This window comes from Saccharothrix lopnurensis, assembly GCF_042658445.1.
GTDB lineage: Bacteria > Actinomycetota > Actinomycetes > Mycobacteriales > Pseudonocardiaceae > Actinosynnema > Actinosynnema lopnurensis.
In genome coordinates, this window is the sequence record NZ_JBHSQO010000005.1 from 146783 (window position 1) to 159959 (window position 13177).

The following is a 13177-nucleotide window of genomic DNA, read 5'->3' on the forward strand; positions in this document are numbered from 1 at the left end:
TCAGGTGCCGGTCAGGAGCCGGTTCACCACCTCGACGAGCGGCACCATGGTGGACTTCACGTCGTTGTGCTTGTGGATGACGGTGCGCACCCCCAGTCGGGCCTTGACCAGGTCGAAGTCCTCGAACGGCAGGTCCGCCGACATGAGCGCGGTCGGCATGTCCGGTCGGTGGGCGCGCAGTTCGAGCAGGACGACTTCGCCGCCCGCGTCGGCCCCCGGGGTGAGGTGGCGGTCGACGAGCGCGCAGCCGTAGTCGAGCGGGTGGTCGTCGCGGAGCACCTCCTGCCACCCGGACAGCGAGGTCACCACGTCGCAGTCGTAGGAACCGGACAGGGCCGCGGCGAGCGCGTGGCCGATCTGGTCGTCGACGATGAGGACGCGCTTGCGGGGCGCGCGTCGGGCGGTGGGGCGGTCCCGCCACCCGGCGGCCTCCTCCGGTGACAACTCGCAGAAACGGTGCCACTGCGCCAGTTCTTCGCGTCGCGCGGGCTCCATCGCGCGGATGTGGGCGACCAGTCGGTCCCGGTCCTTGATGACCTCGGACCACGCATTCCGGCGCAGCCGCGTCGAGGCCGTCCACGGGTTGTCCCGCCAGAGCGCGAGCAGGGAGTCGACGTGGTCGACCGGGGTGTCCGCCGCGAGCGCGGCCACGCCCCGCCCGAAGGCGGTCACGTCGACCTGGTCCTCCGGCACCTGGAGGACGTAGGCACCGCGACGACCGGGTTGCGGGATCGGCATGCTGTGGTACCTGCGCAACAGGAACACGTTCTTGGCCACCGGGTTGCGGTGTTCGCCGGGGAGGTCGGGCCACACCTGCCCCCGCAGCCATTCCCCGGACCGGCCGGGGGAGCCGGCCAGCACCAGCGCCATCAGCAACGCGCCCGGCACGCGGTTCAGGTCCACCCACCCGCCCCGGCTGTCCCGGACCTGCGGCGCGCCGAGTACCCGCACGGTCAACCGGTCTTCGCGGACGGGCAACGCGTCGGTCACGTCGACCATCGTAGTGGCGGCCCGGCCACCAGCGGTGATGTCACCGCGATGTCCGCGACGGCTGCTCGGGGTTCCCCGGGGGCGGCAGGGCATCGAAAAGTCATCGCGCGTGGTCTTCAGGGGGGAATCGACTTCGTCGTCCCATGACGGCATGAGAAGAGCGATCGCCCCCGCAGCGGGGACCGGAGCGACCGCCGCGGGCTTGATCACCGCGGCCGCGACCACGAACACGATGTGGCTGTACTGGCTCGCCGCCGCGGTGAGCGCGCTGCCCTGGGTGGGCACGCTCGCCTGGCGGGGCCTGTTCGCCGCCAAGTCCACCGCCGTCCGCCAGGACCTGCTCGACCTCGTGAAGATCGAGGAGGAGCGGTGAGCGCGACGCACGCACCTGCCGACCTGTCATCCGGTGGCGTCCCCCCGGGAGTGGACCGGCTCCGCGGTGGTCGGCCCCCGAGGGCCTCTAGGGTGATCCGCATGGGTGGATACACGGACGGGGAGAGCCGGACGCTGCGCACGGCCGTCTACGGCGCGATGGTGCTCGTCTCGGTCGCGGAGGAGGGCGCGCTCGACCAGGAGAGCCACGCCGGCATCCGGGCCATGGCGGTGCTGCCGCCGGGGGTGCGCGAGGCGGTGGACTCGGGTGCGCCCGAGTTGCCGGCGGGGTCGCCCGCCGACGTGGAGGACGGGGTGCTGGCCGCGTTGCGCGAGTCGGTGGCGCTGGTGGCCGGGCGGTCGGCGGTGGAGGCGGACGACTTCGCGGCGGCCGTGGTCGCCATGTGCGAGCGGGTCGCGTCGGCCGACGGGCACGTGGGTCGGGCGGAGAGCGCGGTGCTCGGTCGCGTGCGGGTCGCGCTCGGGCTCGGCTAGGACGTCGCGGTGGGCGGCCCCGGGGGTGGTCCCGGGGCCGTCGTCGTGTGGTGGGAGCGCGGTCCTGTCCCGCCGGCGTGACACCCCGATCGGTCCGGACCGCTGCGGCTCGGCCCGGTGGTTATTGCCGCAACCATTGGTTTTTCCCCGCGCCTGACACGGATGGGGGTATCCGTGCCGGCCCGGTCGCGCAGAGTTCGGTTGACGGCCCGAGAGCGCCGGTCCTAGCTTGGCCGAGGCCGGTCGAAATCGTGGGGATTCGCCGGTACGACGGCGCGGGCCGAGTCGCCCCGCTGTTCCCGCGGTGCCGACCCGGGGTTGATCCGTCTGCCGATCCTCGCCGGCCCGCACCGCGGCGGCGGGATCGGCATGCCGAGAGGGAGTGCGCGTGTGTGAGGCACGGGTGGAATTCCGGACTTTCTTCCTGGAAAACCGAAGGTGGCTGGTCCGACAAGCCTACGCGCTGTGCCACGACTCGTACGAAGCGGAAGACCTGGCGCAATCGGCGTTCGTCAAGGTCTACCAGAGGTGGTGCTCCTTCGAGCGCCATTCTGAGTTGCGGGGTTACCTGAAGAGCGTGTTGCACAGCGTTTTCATCGATTCGCGCCGGCGGGCCGCCGCCCGCCGTGAGTTGCTGGGGGACGCGATCCCGGAGGAGTTGGCCGGCGCGCCGGTGGAACCCGATCCGGTGGGTGCGCACGGTCCGGTGCTCCAGTCGCTCGGCCGCCTGCCCCGGCGGCAGCGGCAGGTGATCTTCCTGCGCTTCTGGTTGGACCTGGACACCGTGGAGACCTCCCGCGTGCTCGGCTGCACGCCGGGGTCCGTGACCAGCCAGACGAGCCGCGGGTTGGCCCGGCTGCGGGCGGTACTGACCGGCGATCCAGCTCTCGTTATCTGATCGTTACCCGAATTCCTCAGTGTCGGCAGGTTCCCACCACGTGTTGGTCAGTGATGTCGGAACTTTTCGGCAAATTCAAGGGGAGTCGCGGTGAAGAACAGCGTGAAGGTCATCCTGGTCGGCCTGTTCGCCATCCTGGGCGCTTTGTTGCCGAACGTCGGCGCGGGTGCCGCGACGGCCGCTCCCGCCGCGATCGCCGCGTCGGTCGCCGCCCAGGCGCAGGAGGAGATCCCGTGCGGTTATTTCGAGAACGCGGAAGCCGCTTACTACGGCCACTGCGGTGACACCACGGTCATGATCAAGGTCGACTACCACCACGGCCGGCCCTCGATGTACACCTGCGTCGGCCCGTGGACGCTCACCTACCTCGGTTCCGACGACGACGTCTCGAACGCTTTCTACGTCGGCCTGTGCTGATCCGCACCTTTTCCGAGTAAATCCGATCGAGAACTCACCGGGAGCAACTGTGAAGAACAGCCTGAAGGCCGCCGCGGTCGGTCTCTTCGCCCTCGCGGGCGCGCTGGCGCCGGGCGCCGCCAACGCCGCGCCGGCCGACACCACCCCCGCCGCCGCGGAGATGATCTGCGGTTACGCCGAGAACGCGGAGGCCGCCTACTACGGCCACTGCGGCGACACCTGGGTCCACATCAAGATCGACTACCACCACGGCTGGGCGTCGACCTACATGTGCGTGCCCCCGTGGTCGGAGACCCACCTCGGCTCCGACGACAACATCTCGAACGCCTTCTACATCGGCCTGTGCTGACGAGGTGATCGAACCCCGCGGCCCGCGCCGGACAGGCGCGCGCCGCGGTCGGCCGCGCGGGTCAGGCCACCCGCCACAGGGCGGGCACGTTCGGCGGCTCCCAGCCCGGCTGGGCGAGGTGCGCCTGGAGGCAGACGTACTCGACGCCGCCGTGGGTGACCCTCGCGCCGGGCGCGTAGTTGGTGCCCGCCGCCCACGTGCCGCCGCCCGGCTGGGACGGGGTGGTGGACGTGGTCGTGGTGGGGCCCGGCTGCTGCGGGACGTTCAGCACGAGGTCGAACACCGCTTCGCGCGCGCCGCCGACGCTGCGCACGGTCATCAGCAGGCGCGGGTCGAAGAGGGTGTCGGTGCTGTTGCGCGGCTCGCCCGGGAAGTACAGCTGCGTGGTCAGCACCGGGCGGCCGGGCGCCTGCACCTTCACGTGGAGGTGCCGCGTCCGGCCCGGGTACAGCCCCGGCACGATCGTGGACAGGGTGAAGGCGCCGCCGGCGTTGGTGAACTGGTGGCCGCGGAAGCGGAAGCCCGTGTTGTCGTACACCCCGTTGACGTCGGCCTGCCAGAAGTCCAGCAGCGCGTTGGCGATCGGTTGGCACGCCAGGCCGAACACGTACCCGGTCACGGTCAGCCGGGTGCCGGGCGTGCCGGTGTCGACCAGCGACGTGCGGCGCGGCGAGTTCGGCTTGAAGTACGGGCCCTCCATCTGCGGCGGCGTCGGGTCGTCGCCGTCGTCGCACAGGGGAGTGGGTTCCAGTAGGCCGCCGCTCCCGCCGACGTCCCGCGCCAGCGCGGGCACGCCCATCATCGCGACGGGCAGCGCGACTCCCGCCGCGAGCGCGGCGCGCAGCACCGCCTTGCGGCTGAACCTCCGGTCGTCGACCTCGCCGCCGAGTGGTTCCTCGGGCGCAGTGCGACCGCCGTCCGCGGATGCATCCATGACTGCTCCTCGTGAGGGAGTTGTTGGGGGTCCACGACGAAACTACGAGGACGCCTCGCCGGCGGACGATGGACGGAACCGGCCGGTCGTGGTGATCCTCGTGGGCGCTGTTGCCGCTGTTAACGGACGCCCGCGCCGCGCCGGAACCCGCCGGGGCTCACCCCGGTCTCGCGCCGGAAGAACCGGCAGAAGTAGGCGGGGTCGGTGAACCCGACCCGGGCCGCGACCTGCCGCACGGCCAGGTCCGTCTTCGCCAGCAACCGCTGCGCCTCGCGCGTGCGCGCCTCCCGGACCAGCTCGGACGGGGTGCGGCCGGTCGCCGCCTTCACCGCCTCGGTCAGGTGGCCCGGGGTCACGCCGATCCGCTCCGCGTAGGCGCGCACCGACCACGACGCGTGCTCGGCGCGACCGGCCAGCCGGGCGAACTCCCCGGCCACCGCACCGGCCCGCGCGGGCGCGGCGGCGGGGGTCGCGGGCAGCCGCGCGGCCCGCACCACCAGCACGTGCAGCAGCGCCCGCAGCACCGATCCCGCGCCCTCGGCGCCGCGCCGGTACTCCTCCTCCAGCTCGGCGAGCAGCCGCAGCATCCGGTGGTGGGTCGCCTCGTCCAGCGTCAGCCACGGCCGCTCGCCCAAGCGCCGCAGGAGCTCGCGGTCGGCGGGGTGGTCGAGCAGGAAGTCCTCGGTGAACAGCACGACGAACCCCTCCAGGTCCCGGGTGTCCGCCCAGTGGTGCACCTGACCGGGCGTGATCACGCACAGGTGCGGCGGGGCCAGCTCCCAGCGGGCCAGGTCGACCACGTGCGCGCCGGTGCCGCCGGTGACGTAGACGATCTCGTGGAAGGTGTGCCGGTGCGGGAACGCCGCCCGCGACATCGGGCCGATCGTGTCGAACGTGCCCACGGCGAACGGCAGCGCGTCGGGCGCCGGCACCTCCAGGCGGTGCACCGGCGGCACACCCTCGCGCGGGGCCTGGCAGGGCGTTCCCGGCAACACGGTGGTGCCGCGCATCCTCGACCGTCCTCTCGGATGAAGGTCCAGACCAATTCCGGTGCACCCACCCTGGCACGGGCGGCGTTCCCCGGGAACGCGCCGACCGGCTGGACCTGCCGGCCCTGCTCGGGGACGGGGCGGTGGTGGCCGAGGGGCGGTGGTGGCCGAGCCGAGCGGTGACCGGCTCGCCCGGGAGCACGTGCCGGCCGCGATCGCCACGAGGGAACCCCGACCGCGCCGGCCCCGGACCGCGTGGTGGCCGGGCCCGCGGGCGGCTGCCGCTCAGCCCCAGTGGGCGGGGTGCCGCAGCCCGGTCGGCAGCCGGGTCCCCCGGTCGCCCCTCGCGGCGTCCACCTGGGCCTGGGTGAGGTAGAACGCGCCGGTCAGGTCGGCCCCGGACAGGTCAGCCCCGCGCAGGTCGGCGCCGATGAAGTCCACCAGCCGCAGGTCGGCCCCGCGCAGGTCCGCGCCGATCAGGTAGGCGCCGCGCAGGCTGGTCGCGCGCATCCGCGCCCCGCGCAGGTCCTTGCCGATCAGGTCCGCGCCCCGGCGGTTGCGGCCCTTGCCGCGGACCAGCTCGCCGGCCCGCAGCAGCAGCTCGTTCGTCCGGCCCCAGTACGGGTCGACGTCCAGGGCCAGCAGCTCCGCGGGGGTACCGCCGGCCAGCCGCTCGACCTCCGCGCGCAGCGCCTCCACCCGGGCGTGCAGGGGACGGGCGGGCGCCAGCTCCAGGGTCGCGGTCAGGTACCACAGCAGCTCGTGCAGCCGGCGCACCACGGGGAACACGTCGAACACGCGGTCGTCGCGCCGGGCCTCGCCGCCGAACGTCACCTGCACGACCTGCTGGCCCGCGCCGAAGCAGTCGTAGACCGTGCAGCCGGTGAAGCCGCTGCTCCGCAGCTTCGCGTGGATGCCGCAGCGGGAGTCCGCGCCCAGGTTCGGGCACGGCGTGCGTGCGGGCTTGTCGATCGCGAAGTCCCGGGACCGGGCGAACGCGGGCACCACGCAGCACAGGCCGACGCAGCGCGAGCAGTCGGCGCGCAGCTCGGTCACGCGCTCAACTCGTCCAGGATCTGCTGCCCGTACTTGGCCAGCTTGTTCTCCCCGACGCCGTTGACGGTGCCCAGCTCGGACAGCGTGGTGGGCCCGGACGAGGCGATCTGCCGCAGCGTCGCGTCGTGGAAGATCACGTAGGCCGGGACGCCCTGCTCCTTCGCGGTCGCCGCCCGCCACGCGCGCAGCCGCTCGAACACCGGCGTGGCCTCGGCGGACAGCTCCACCTGCGGCGCGGCGGCCTTGCCCGTCCGGGCGGTCTTGACCTTGGCGGCGCGCTCGGCCTCGCGGCGCATCACGACCCCGCGGCCCTGGAACAGCACCTCGTCGCTGGCCGGGGTGGTGACCAGCGTCGAGTACTCGCCCTCCACCTCGAGCAGGCCCTGCGCGAGCAGCTGCCGGACCACGCCGCGCCAGCCGCTCTCGTTCAGCTCGGTGCCGATGCCGAACACCTTGAGCTGGTCGTGGTCGTGCTGGATGACCTTCGCGGTCTTGCGGCCGAGCAGGATGTCGATGGTCTGCCCGGCGCCGAACTTCTGCCGCCGCTCGTTGCGCAGCCGCACCACCGTGGACAGCACCTTCTGCGCGGCCACCGTGCCGTCCCACGTCTCCGGCGGGGTCAGGCACGTGTCGCAGTTGCCGCACGGCGAGCCGGGCTGGCCGAAGTAGTCCAGCAGCCGCACGCGCCGGCACTCGACCGTCTCGCACAGCGCGAGCATCGCGTCCAGGTGCGCCATCAGCCGGCGGCGGTGGGCCTGGTCGCCCTCGGAGTCGTCGATCATCTTGCGCTGCTGCACGACGTCCTGGAGGCCGTAGGCGAGCCACGCGGTGGACGGCAGCCCGTCCCGGCCCGCGCGCCCGGTCTCCTGGTAGTAGCCCTCCACTGACTTCGGCAGGTCGAGGTGGGCGACGAAGCGCACGTCCGGCTTGTCGATGCCCATGCCGAACGCGATGGTGGCGACCATCACCAGGCCGTCCTCGCGCAGGAAGCGGGACTGGTTGGCGGCGCGCGTGCCCGATTCGAGGCCGGCGTGGTAGGGCAGGGCCCGGATGCCGTTCTGGTTGAGGAACTCGGCGGTCTTGTCCACCGAGTTGCGGGACAGGCAGTAGACGATGCCCGCGTCGCCGACGTGCTCGGTGCGCAGCAGCTCCAGCAGCTGCTTCTTCGGCTCGTTCTTCGGCACGATGCGGTACTGGATGTTCGGGCGGTCGAAGCTGGCCACGAAGTGCTTGGCGTCGGTCAGGTCCAGCCGCTCGGCGATCTCCGCGCGGGTGGCCTCGGTGGCGGTCGCGGTGAGCGCGACCCGCGGCACGTCCGGCCACCGCTCGTGCAGGTGCGACAGGGCCAGGTACTCGGGGCGGAAGTCGTGGCCCCACTGGGAGACGCAGTGCGCCTCGTCGATGGCGAACAGCGCGATCCGGCCGCGGTCCAGCAGGCGGGCGGTCTGCTCCGTGCGCAGGCGTTCGGGCGCGAGGTAGAGCAGGTCGAGCTCGCCGGCCAGGAACTCGGCCTCGACCATGGCCCGCTCGTCGGGGAACTGGGTGGAGTTGAGGAAGCCCGCGCGCACGCCGAGGTCGCGCAGCGCGTCCACCTGGTCCTGCATGAGCGCGATCAGCGGCGAGATCACCACGCCGGTGCCCTCGCGCACCAGCGAGGGGACCTGGTAGCACAGCGACTTGCCGCCGCCGGTGGGCATGAGCACCAGAGCGTCGCCACCTGTGACGACGTGGTCGACGATCTCCTGCTGGTCCCCGCGGAAGGACTCGTAACCGAAGATCCTTCGCAGAACCTCTTGCGAAGCCATTGGCCGATCCTAGCCAGGACCACCGACAGGGCTGTGCCGGCGACCCCGGAAGACGTGCTCGCGGTGCCGGGCGAAGCAGCCGGCCGTGCCTTCGCGCCCCGCCCCGGTCACCCGTCCCTCGACGAACGGCAGGTGGGAGGCCGGCAGGTCGGCGGGCAGCGCCCGCCCGCACCGCGCGCACGGGGCGCCGGTCACGCCGTCGAGCGGCAGGTCCCGCAGCGCGAGCGGCTCGTGCTCCCCGGGCCCGACCCGGGGCCACTCGACGTCCACCCCGGCGCCCACCGCGCCGGAACCCCGGCCTCCGCGTTGCGTCTACGCTGCGTCGGTGCCCTACACCGACGTCGGCGTGGACCACGTGCTCCGGGCGATCGCGCTGTTCGACCGCATCGGTCGCGAGAAGTTCCTCGGGGACCACCGCTACGAGAAGGCCCGCGAATACGTGCTGGTGCACGACGGTCGCGAGTACGACTCCAAGGCGGTCGTCGGTGTCGCGCACGGGTTCATCGAGGGCCGGTCGCCGCTGCTCCCGAACCAGCTCAGCGGCGGGGCGAGCCACGCGGCGGGGCACCTGTGCGCCCTCGGCTTCGAGGTCCGGGGCATGGCGGCCGTCTCCGCCGAGGCGTTCCTCGGCGGTCTGCTGGCGGTCCACCGGGAGCACGTGGCCGGGGCGATCACCCTGCTGTGGGCGATCGGGCGCGCGGCCGACCGGGACGCGCCCCCGCTGCACCCCCGGGACGCGCTGCGCGCCGAGGTGGGCCGGCTGCTGGCCGACCACGGGCAGGCGGTCGACCCGGACCGGGTCGTCCGCGGCCTGGCTCGCCCCGGGCTGTGGGTGGCGGGGCGGGAGAGGGCGGGTTTCGCCGCGCCCCTGCACGGGAGGCTCCGGCGCGAGGTGCCGTTCCGCACCTGGACGGTCAACGCGGTGCGCTCCCGGCTGCTGGACGACTCGGTGGACCAGGAGGAGCTGCTGGCGGCCGTGGGGCTGGTCGAGCACGCCGCGGTGAGCGGGGCGACCCGCACGGCCGGCGCCGGCGAACGGCGTGGGCGCACCGGCTCGGTGATCGCGCGGAACCAGGCCAACGCGAAGCGGGTGAAGCGCCGGCACGACGACCGGTGCCAGTTCTGCGGCACCCGCCTGCGCACCGCCTTCGGCCACTACAGCGAGGCCGCCCACATCCGGGGCCTGGGCCTGCACGGCGGGCCGGACGAGCCGGCCAACATGCTGTGCCTGTGCGCGAACTGCCACGTCGAGTTCGACAACTTCGCCCTCTACGTGGACGAGGGCGGCGTGGTGCGCCGCGTCCGCGACCGGTCGGAGGTCGGGCCGTTGCGCCGGCACCCCGAGCACGACATCGACGAGGAACACCTCACCTACCACCGGGAACTCTGCGTGATCGGCCCGTCACCCGCGTAGTGCGGTCGCGTGGGGGCGGGGAGCCCGGGTACGTCAGGGGGCGCAGCCGGAACAGCCGCTCCTCGCCCGACGCGGTGACGCCGCGTCGGGCGGCAGGCTCGGCACCGTGAAACCCCGAGCGCGCAAGACCTGGCTGGCGCTGCACGTCATCTCGTCCGTCGGCTGGCTGGGCGTCACCCTGGCGAACCTGGTGCTCGCCTCGGCCGCCTTCGGCGCGCCCCACCTCTACCGGGCCATGGCGCTGCTGGGCGACCTCGTGGTGCTGCCGCTCGCGCTGACCGCCCTGGCCACGGGCGTCGTGCTGGGGCTGGGCACCAGGTGGGGCCTGCTGAAGCACCGGTGGGTGCTCGCCAAGTTCGCGTTGACCCTGGTCGCGGTCGCGGCCACGACGTTCTCCCTGCGGCCCGAGCTGCACGCCGCCGCGCGCGGGGTGGCCGGGGCGGGCACGAGCGTGCTGGCCGCGTCCTGCGTGTCGCTGGCGATCTACGTCTTCAGCACCGCCGTCTCGGTCTTCAAGCCCTGGGGGCGGACCCGCCGCCGGGCCTGAGGTCGGCCCGCCGGCGCGCCACGGTCGCCGCCAGCTCCACCGGGTCGCACCCGGCCAGGTGGTCGCGCACCGCGGCGTGCGGGAACCGGAACCCCTCGACCAGCAGCAGGCGATCGCGGGCGGCGCGCAGCAGCGCCTTGCGCCGCAGCGGGAACTCGTCCAGGGCGAGCGGGCGGGACAGCAGCTCGGCCACCGGGTCGAAGGGGCGGTTGGCCAACGGCGCCACGGCCAGCCCGACCAGCAGCCCGGTCGCCGGGCCGAGGGCCGCCAGGCGCACGTCGGCGCCGATCCCCGCGGCGAGCCCGGCGCCGGCCAGACCCGCCACCGGTAACCAGCGCAGACCCGCGGCGGCCGGCCGGCCCAGGCCCGCCCACACCGCGGTCAACCCGCCGACGAACACCCCGGCGACCGCGCCGACCAGCAGGCCCGCGCCCAGCCCGGCCACCAGCCCCGGGGACGGCCCGGTCAGCACCATCACCCCGGCCGGCCCCAGCGCGCACACCACCGCCCAGTACCGGTCGCGGGTCCCGGCGTACGCGATGACCAGCGCCGTCACCACGACCAGGCCGAACACGACCGCCGCCGGCCGGCGGGCGACCTGACCGCCCAGCCACGCGCCCGCCTCGGCCACCGCGCCGACCACCACCGCGCCGGCCGCGAACCCCACCGCCGCCCAGCGCTTGCCGCGGCCGGGCGACCCGTCCTCCGCGCCGCTCGCCGGGAAACCGCAGCGCGGCACCAGGATCGTGGCCACGGCGGCGAACGCGGCGGGCACCAGGCCCAGCCGCACGCCGACCACGGCGGCCAGCGCCACCGCCGCGCCCGCCAGCGCGCCCGCCGCGGCCCGCCGGAACAGCCGCCACACCGCCGCCTCGCCGACGAAGTCCAGCCACACCCCGCGCCGCGGCAACCGGGTGCGCGCGGCCAGGTCGTGCCGCCGCCGCGCGACCCGCGCCAGGAACCGCAGCGCGCGCACCACCCGCTCCGGGTCCCCGGGCCCGCGCGCGGCCGACTCGACCAGGTAGGTGTCGACGATCCCCCGGTACTCCGCCCGCCCCGCCCGGTACCCCAGCGCCAGCAGCCCGAACGCCAGCGGCGTGCGCACCTCGTCGGCCAGCTCGGGGTTCTTGAGCAACGCCTCGTGCAACCCGTCCAGCCGCGGCGCGCACGCCGCGACCAGGCCCAGCACGTCCTCGCGCCGCAGCGGCTCGACCCGCACCACCTCGCGGCGCGGCAGCCCCGCCCACGCGTCGCCGGGGTCGGTGGCGCACAGCACGAACGGCGTCGGCCCCAGCGCGGAGACCCGGTCCAGGCACTCGGCGCGGTCGGCCCCGGGCAGCTCGTCCAGGTCGTCGAGCAGCCACAGCAGCTCGCGCTCGCGCAGCCACCGCCGGGCGACCCGCGGCGCGATCCCGTAGCGGTCGGCCACCGCGCGCAGCAACCACTCGCCCAGGTCCTCGGTCCGCCGCCACCCGGCCAGGTCCACCACCACCGGCACCGGCCGCAGCGGGTCCTCCCGCGCCGCCGCCACCAGCCGCTCGGCCAGCTCCAGCAGCAGCGTCGTCCGGCCCGAGCCCGGCTCGCCCAACACCACCAGCGCGGTGCGGACGCGTCCCGGCAGGCGGGGCCCGACCCGGGGCGCGACCCCGAGCTTGAGCCGCACCTCCCCGGCCAGCGAGCCGTCGAGCCGCTCCCGGACGAACGCCTCCACGCGGTCCAGCGCGGCGGTCCGGTGCGCGGGGTGCGCGGGTCGCCGCCGCAGCAGCAGCGCCCGCAGCGGGTCCCACGCGGCGAGGCCGGCGGTGACCGCGGACAGCGCCGCGAGCGCGGGCCACAGCCACGCCGCGTACGGGCCGAGCACGTGCGGCGCGGAGCCGCCGGTGACCGTGTTGACCGCGACCGGCACCAGCACCAGGGCCGTCACGCCACCCGCGGTGATCAGGGCGGCCAGGCGGGACGCGCGCGCGAGCCGTCGGGTGTCCATGCCGTCCTCCCACCGGGTCGGGCACGACGGTAATGGCGTTCCGGGCGCGGTGGTAGCGGAGTTCCCGTGGTCAGGGGGTCACGGACCGTGCCCGGCTAGCCGGTCAGGAAGTCCACCAGCAGGCGGTTCACCGCGTCGGGCTGTTCGAGGTAGCCGTAGTGCCCGGCGTCGGCGACCTCCTCGTACCGCGCGCCGGGGATGGCGTCGGCCACCTCGCGCGCCAGGTGCGGCGGCAGCACGCGGTCGTCGGCGAAGCCCACCACCAGGCACGGCACCGGGATCCGCCGGTACGCGGCCAGCCGGTCGTCGTGCTCGTCGAGCTCCTGCTGCGCCCGGACGCCCCCGGACACGGCCGAGCCGCCGAACTCGAAGATGTCCAGCCAGTCGCGCACGGCCTCGCCGCGCAGGGTCGCGGGGGACAGGTTCAGCACCGCGTTCACCGCCGCGTAGTACCGGCCGGGCAGGGTGATGCCCTTGTCGTGCAGGGCGCGCTCGCCCCGCGACAGCGCCAGCTGCATCGGGTCGTTGCGCCCCGCCGTGCCCAGCAGGGCGGCCTTCGACACCAGCTCCGGGCGCGCCAGCGCCAGCTCCTGCACCACCCGGGCGCCCAGGGAGGTGCCGACCAGGTGCGCCCGCCCGCCCAGCGACTCGACCAGCGCGGCGGTGTCGCCCACCAGGTCCGCCATCTCCATGCCGCCCGCGCACTCGTCGGTCGGCGGGATGCCCCGGTTGTCGAAGGTCGCCACCCGGAACCCGGCCGCCACCAGGGCGGGCACCTGGTGCGCGTGCCACACACGCCCCGGGCTGCCGGTGCCCATCACCATCACGACGAGGTCGCCCTGGCCCCGCACCTGGTAGCTGAGGTTGATCCCGTTGAGCGCGACGACCGGCATGGCCCGCAGGCTACTGACCGGCCCCGCCCGGCCG

The 13177-nt window shown here is 74.3% G+C and carries 15 protein-coding genes; 7 read left to right on the forward strand and 8 right to left on the reverse strand.

The genetic code is table 11. The features are described from left to right. Positions 1-990 (reverse strand): hypothetical protein, encoded by a 990-nt coding sequence (locus tag ACFP3R_RS07300; protein ID WP_380634017.1) that lies wholly within the window; start codon positions 988-990, stop codon positions 1-3. Positions 991-1141: 151 nt separating this feature from the next. Here ACFP3R_RS07300 and ACFP3R_RS07305 point away from each other — a divergent pair, with 151 nt between their 5' ends. The 5 genes from ACFP3R_RS07305 to ACFP3R_RS07325 all read left to right on the forward strand — a co-directional run bounded on the left by ACFP3R_RS07305 (position 1142) and on the right by ACFP3R_RS07325 (position 3521). Further along, positions 1142-1363 carry a hypothetical protein gene (locus tag ACFP3R_RS07305; protein WP_380634019.1) on the forward strand — a complete coding sequence of 74 codons (222 nt, stop codon included), beginning with the start codon at positions 1142-1144 and terminating at the stop codon, positions 1361-1363. A 101-nt stretch (positions 1364-1464) separates the two neighbouring features. Then, positions 1465-1857, forward strand: a complete 393-nt coding sequence (locus tag ACFP3R_RS07310; protein WP_380634020.1) for a hypothetical protein — start codon at positions 1465-1467, stop codon at positions 1855-1857. A gap of 388 nt (positions 1858-2245) precedes the next feature. Continuing rightward, the gene (locus tag ACFP3R_RS07315; protein ID WP_380634021.1) at positions 2246-2755 is read left to right on the forward strand and encodes a SigE family RNA polymerase sigma factor; all 510 of its coding nucleotides are present in this window, start codon (positions 2246-2248) and stop codon (positions 2753-2755) included. Between the two features lie 90 nt (positions 2756-2845). After that, complete coding sequence (locus ACFP3R_RS07320) at positions 2846-3172, forward strand: DUF6355 family natural product biosynthesis protein (protein WP_380634023.1); 327 nt, start codon at positions 2846-2848, stop codon at positions 3170-3172. A gap of 49 nt (positions 3173-3221) precedes the next feature. Then, positions 3222-3521 (forward strand): DUF6355 family natural product biosynthesis protein, encoded by a 300-nt coding sequence (locus tag ACFP3R_RS07325; protein WP_380634024.1) that lies wholly within the window; start codon positions 3222-3224, stop codon positions 3519-3521. A gap of 61 nt (positions 3522-3582) precedes the next feature. On the opposite strand, the gene ACFP3R_RS07330 is transcribed toward ACFP3R_RS07325, so the two are convergent. The 5 genes from ACFP3R_RS07330 to ACFP3R_RS07350 all read right to left on the reverse strand — a co-directional run bounded on the left by ACFP3R_RS07330 (position 3583) and on the right by ACFP3R_RS07350 (position 8587). After that, positions 3583-4455, reverse strand: a complete 873-nt coding sequence (locus tag ACFP3R_RS07330; protein ID WP_380634025.1) for a dioxygenase family protein — start codon at positions 4453-4455, stop codon at positions 3583-3585. Between the two features lie 119 nt (positions 4456-4574). Then, entirely contained in the window at positions 4575-5465 is an 891-nt protein-coding gene (locus tag ACFP3R_RS07335; protein WP_380634027.1) for a helix-turn-helix transcriptional regulator, read from the reverse strand. A 264-nt stretch (positions 5466-5729) separates the two neighbouring features. Continuing rightward, positions 5730-6500 carry a pentapeptide repeat-containing protein gene (locus ACFP3R_RS07340; protein ID WP_380634028.1) on the reverse strand — a complete coding sequence of 257 codons (771 nt, stop codon included), beginning with the start codon at positions 6498-6500 and terminating at the stop codon, positions 5730-5732. Continuing rightward, positions 6497-8305: a DNA helicase RecQ gene (gene recQ, locus ACFP3R_RS07345; RefSeq protein ID WP_380634030.1), complete on the reverse strand. Its 1809-nt coding sequence runs from the start codon at positions 8303-8305 to the stop codon at positions 6497-6499. Before recQ ends, ACFP3R_RS07340 begins: the two co-directional genes overlap by 4 nt. A gap of 9 nt (positions 8306-8314) precedes the next feature. Beyond that, positions 8315-8587 (reverse strand): hypothetical protein, encoded by a 273-nt coding sequence (locus tag ACFP3R_RS07350; protein ID WP_380634031.1) that lies wholly within the window; start codon positions 8585-8587, stop codon positions 8315-8317. A 43-nt stretch (positions 8588-8630) separates the two neighbouring features. On the opposite strand from ACFP3R_RS07350, the gene ACFP3R_RS07355 reads away from it, so the two are divergent. Together ACFP3R_RS07355 and ACFP3R_RS07360 are read left to right on the forward strand one after the other, a co-directional pair. Continuing rightward, positions 8631-9719 carry an HNH endonuclease gene (locus tag ACFP3R_RS07355; protein WP_380634033.1) on the forward strand — a complete coding sequence of 363 codons (1089 nt, stop codon included), beginning with the start codon at positions 8631-8633 and terminating at the stop codon, positions 9717-9719. A gap of 106 nt (positions 9720-9825) precedes the next feature. After that, the gene (locus ACFP3R_RS07360) at positions 9826-10266 is read left to right on the forward strand and encodes a hypothetical protein (protein ID WP_380634035.1); all 441 of its coding nucleotides are present in this window, start codon (positions 9826-9828) and stop codon (positions 10264-10266) included. On the opposite strand, the gene ACFP3R_RS07365 is transcribed toward ACFP3R_RS07360, so the two are convergent. Together ACFP3R_RS07365 and ACFP3R_RS07370 are read right to left on the reverse strand one after the other, a co-directional pair. Then, positions 10232-12250, reverse strand: a complete 2019-nt coding sequence (locus ACFP3R_RS07365) for a hypothetical protein (RefSeq protein ID WP_380634036.1) — start codon at positions 12248-12250, stop codon at positions 10232-10234. The genes ACFP3R_RS07360 and ACFP3R_RS07365 overlap by 35 nt on opposite strands. A 95-nt stretch (positions 12251-12345) precedes the next feature. Continuing rightward, positions 12346-13143 carry an alpha/beta fold hydrolase gene (locus tag ACFP3R_RS07370; RefSeq protein WP_380634038.1) on the reverse strand — a complete coding sequence of 266 codons (798 nt, stop codon included), beginning with the start codon at positions 13141-13143 and terminating at the stop codon, positions 12346-12348. Between the last annotated feature and the right edge of the window lie 34 nt (positions 13144-13177).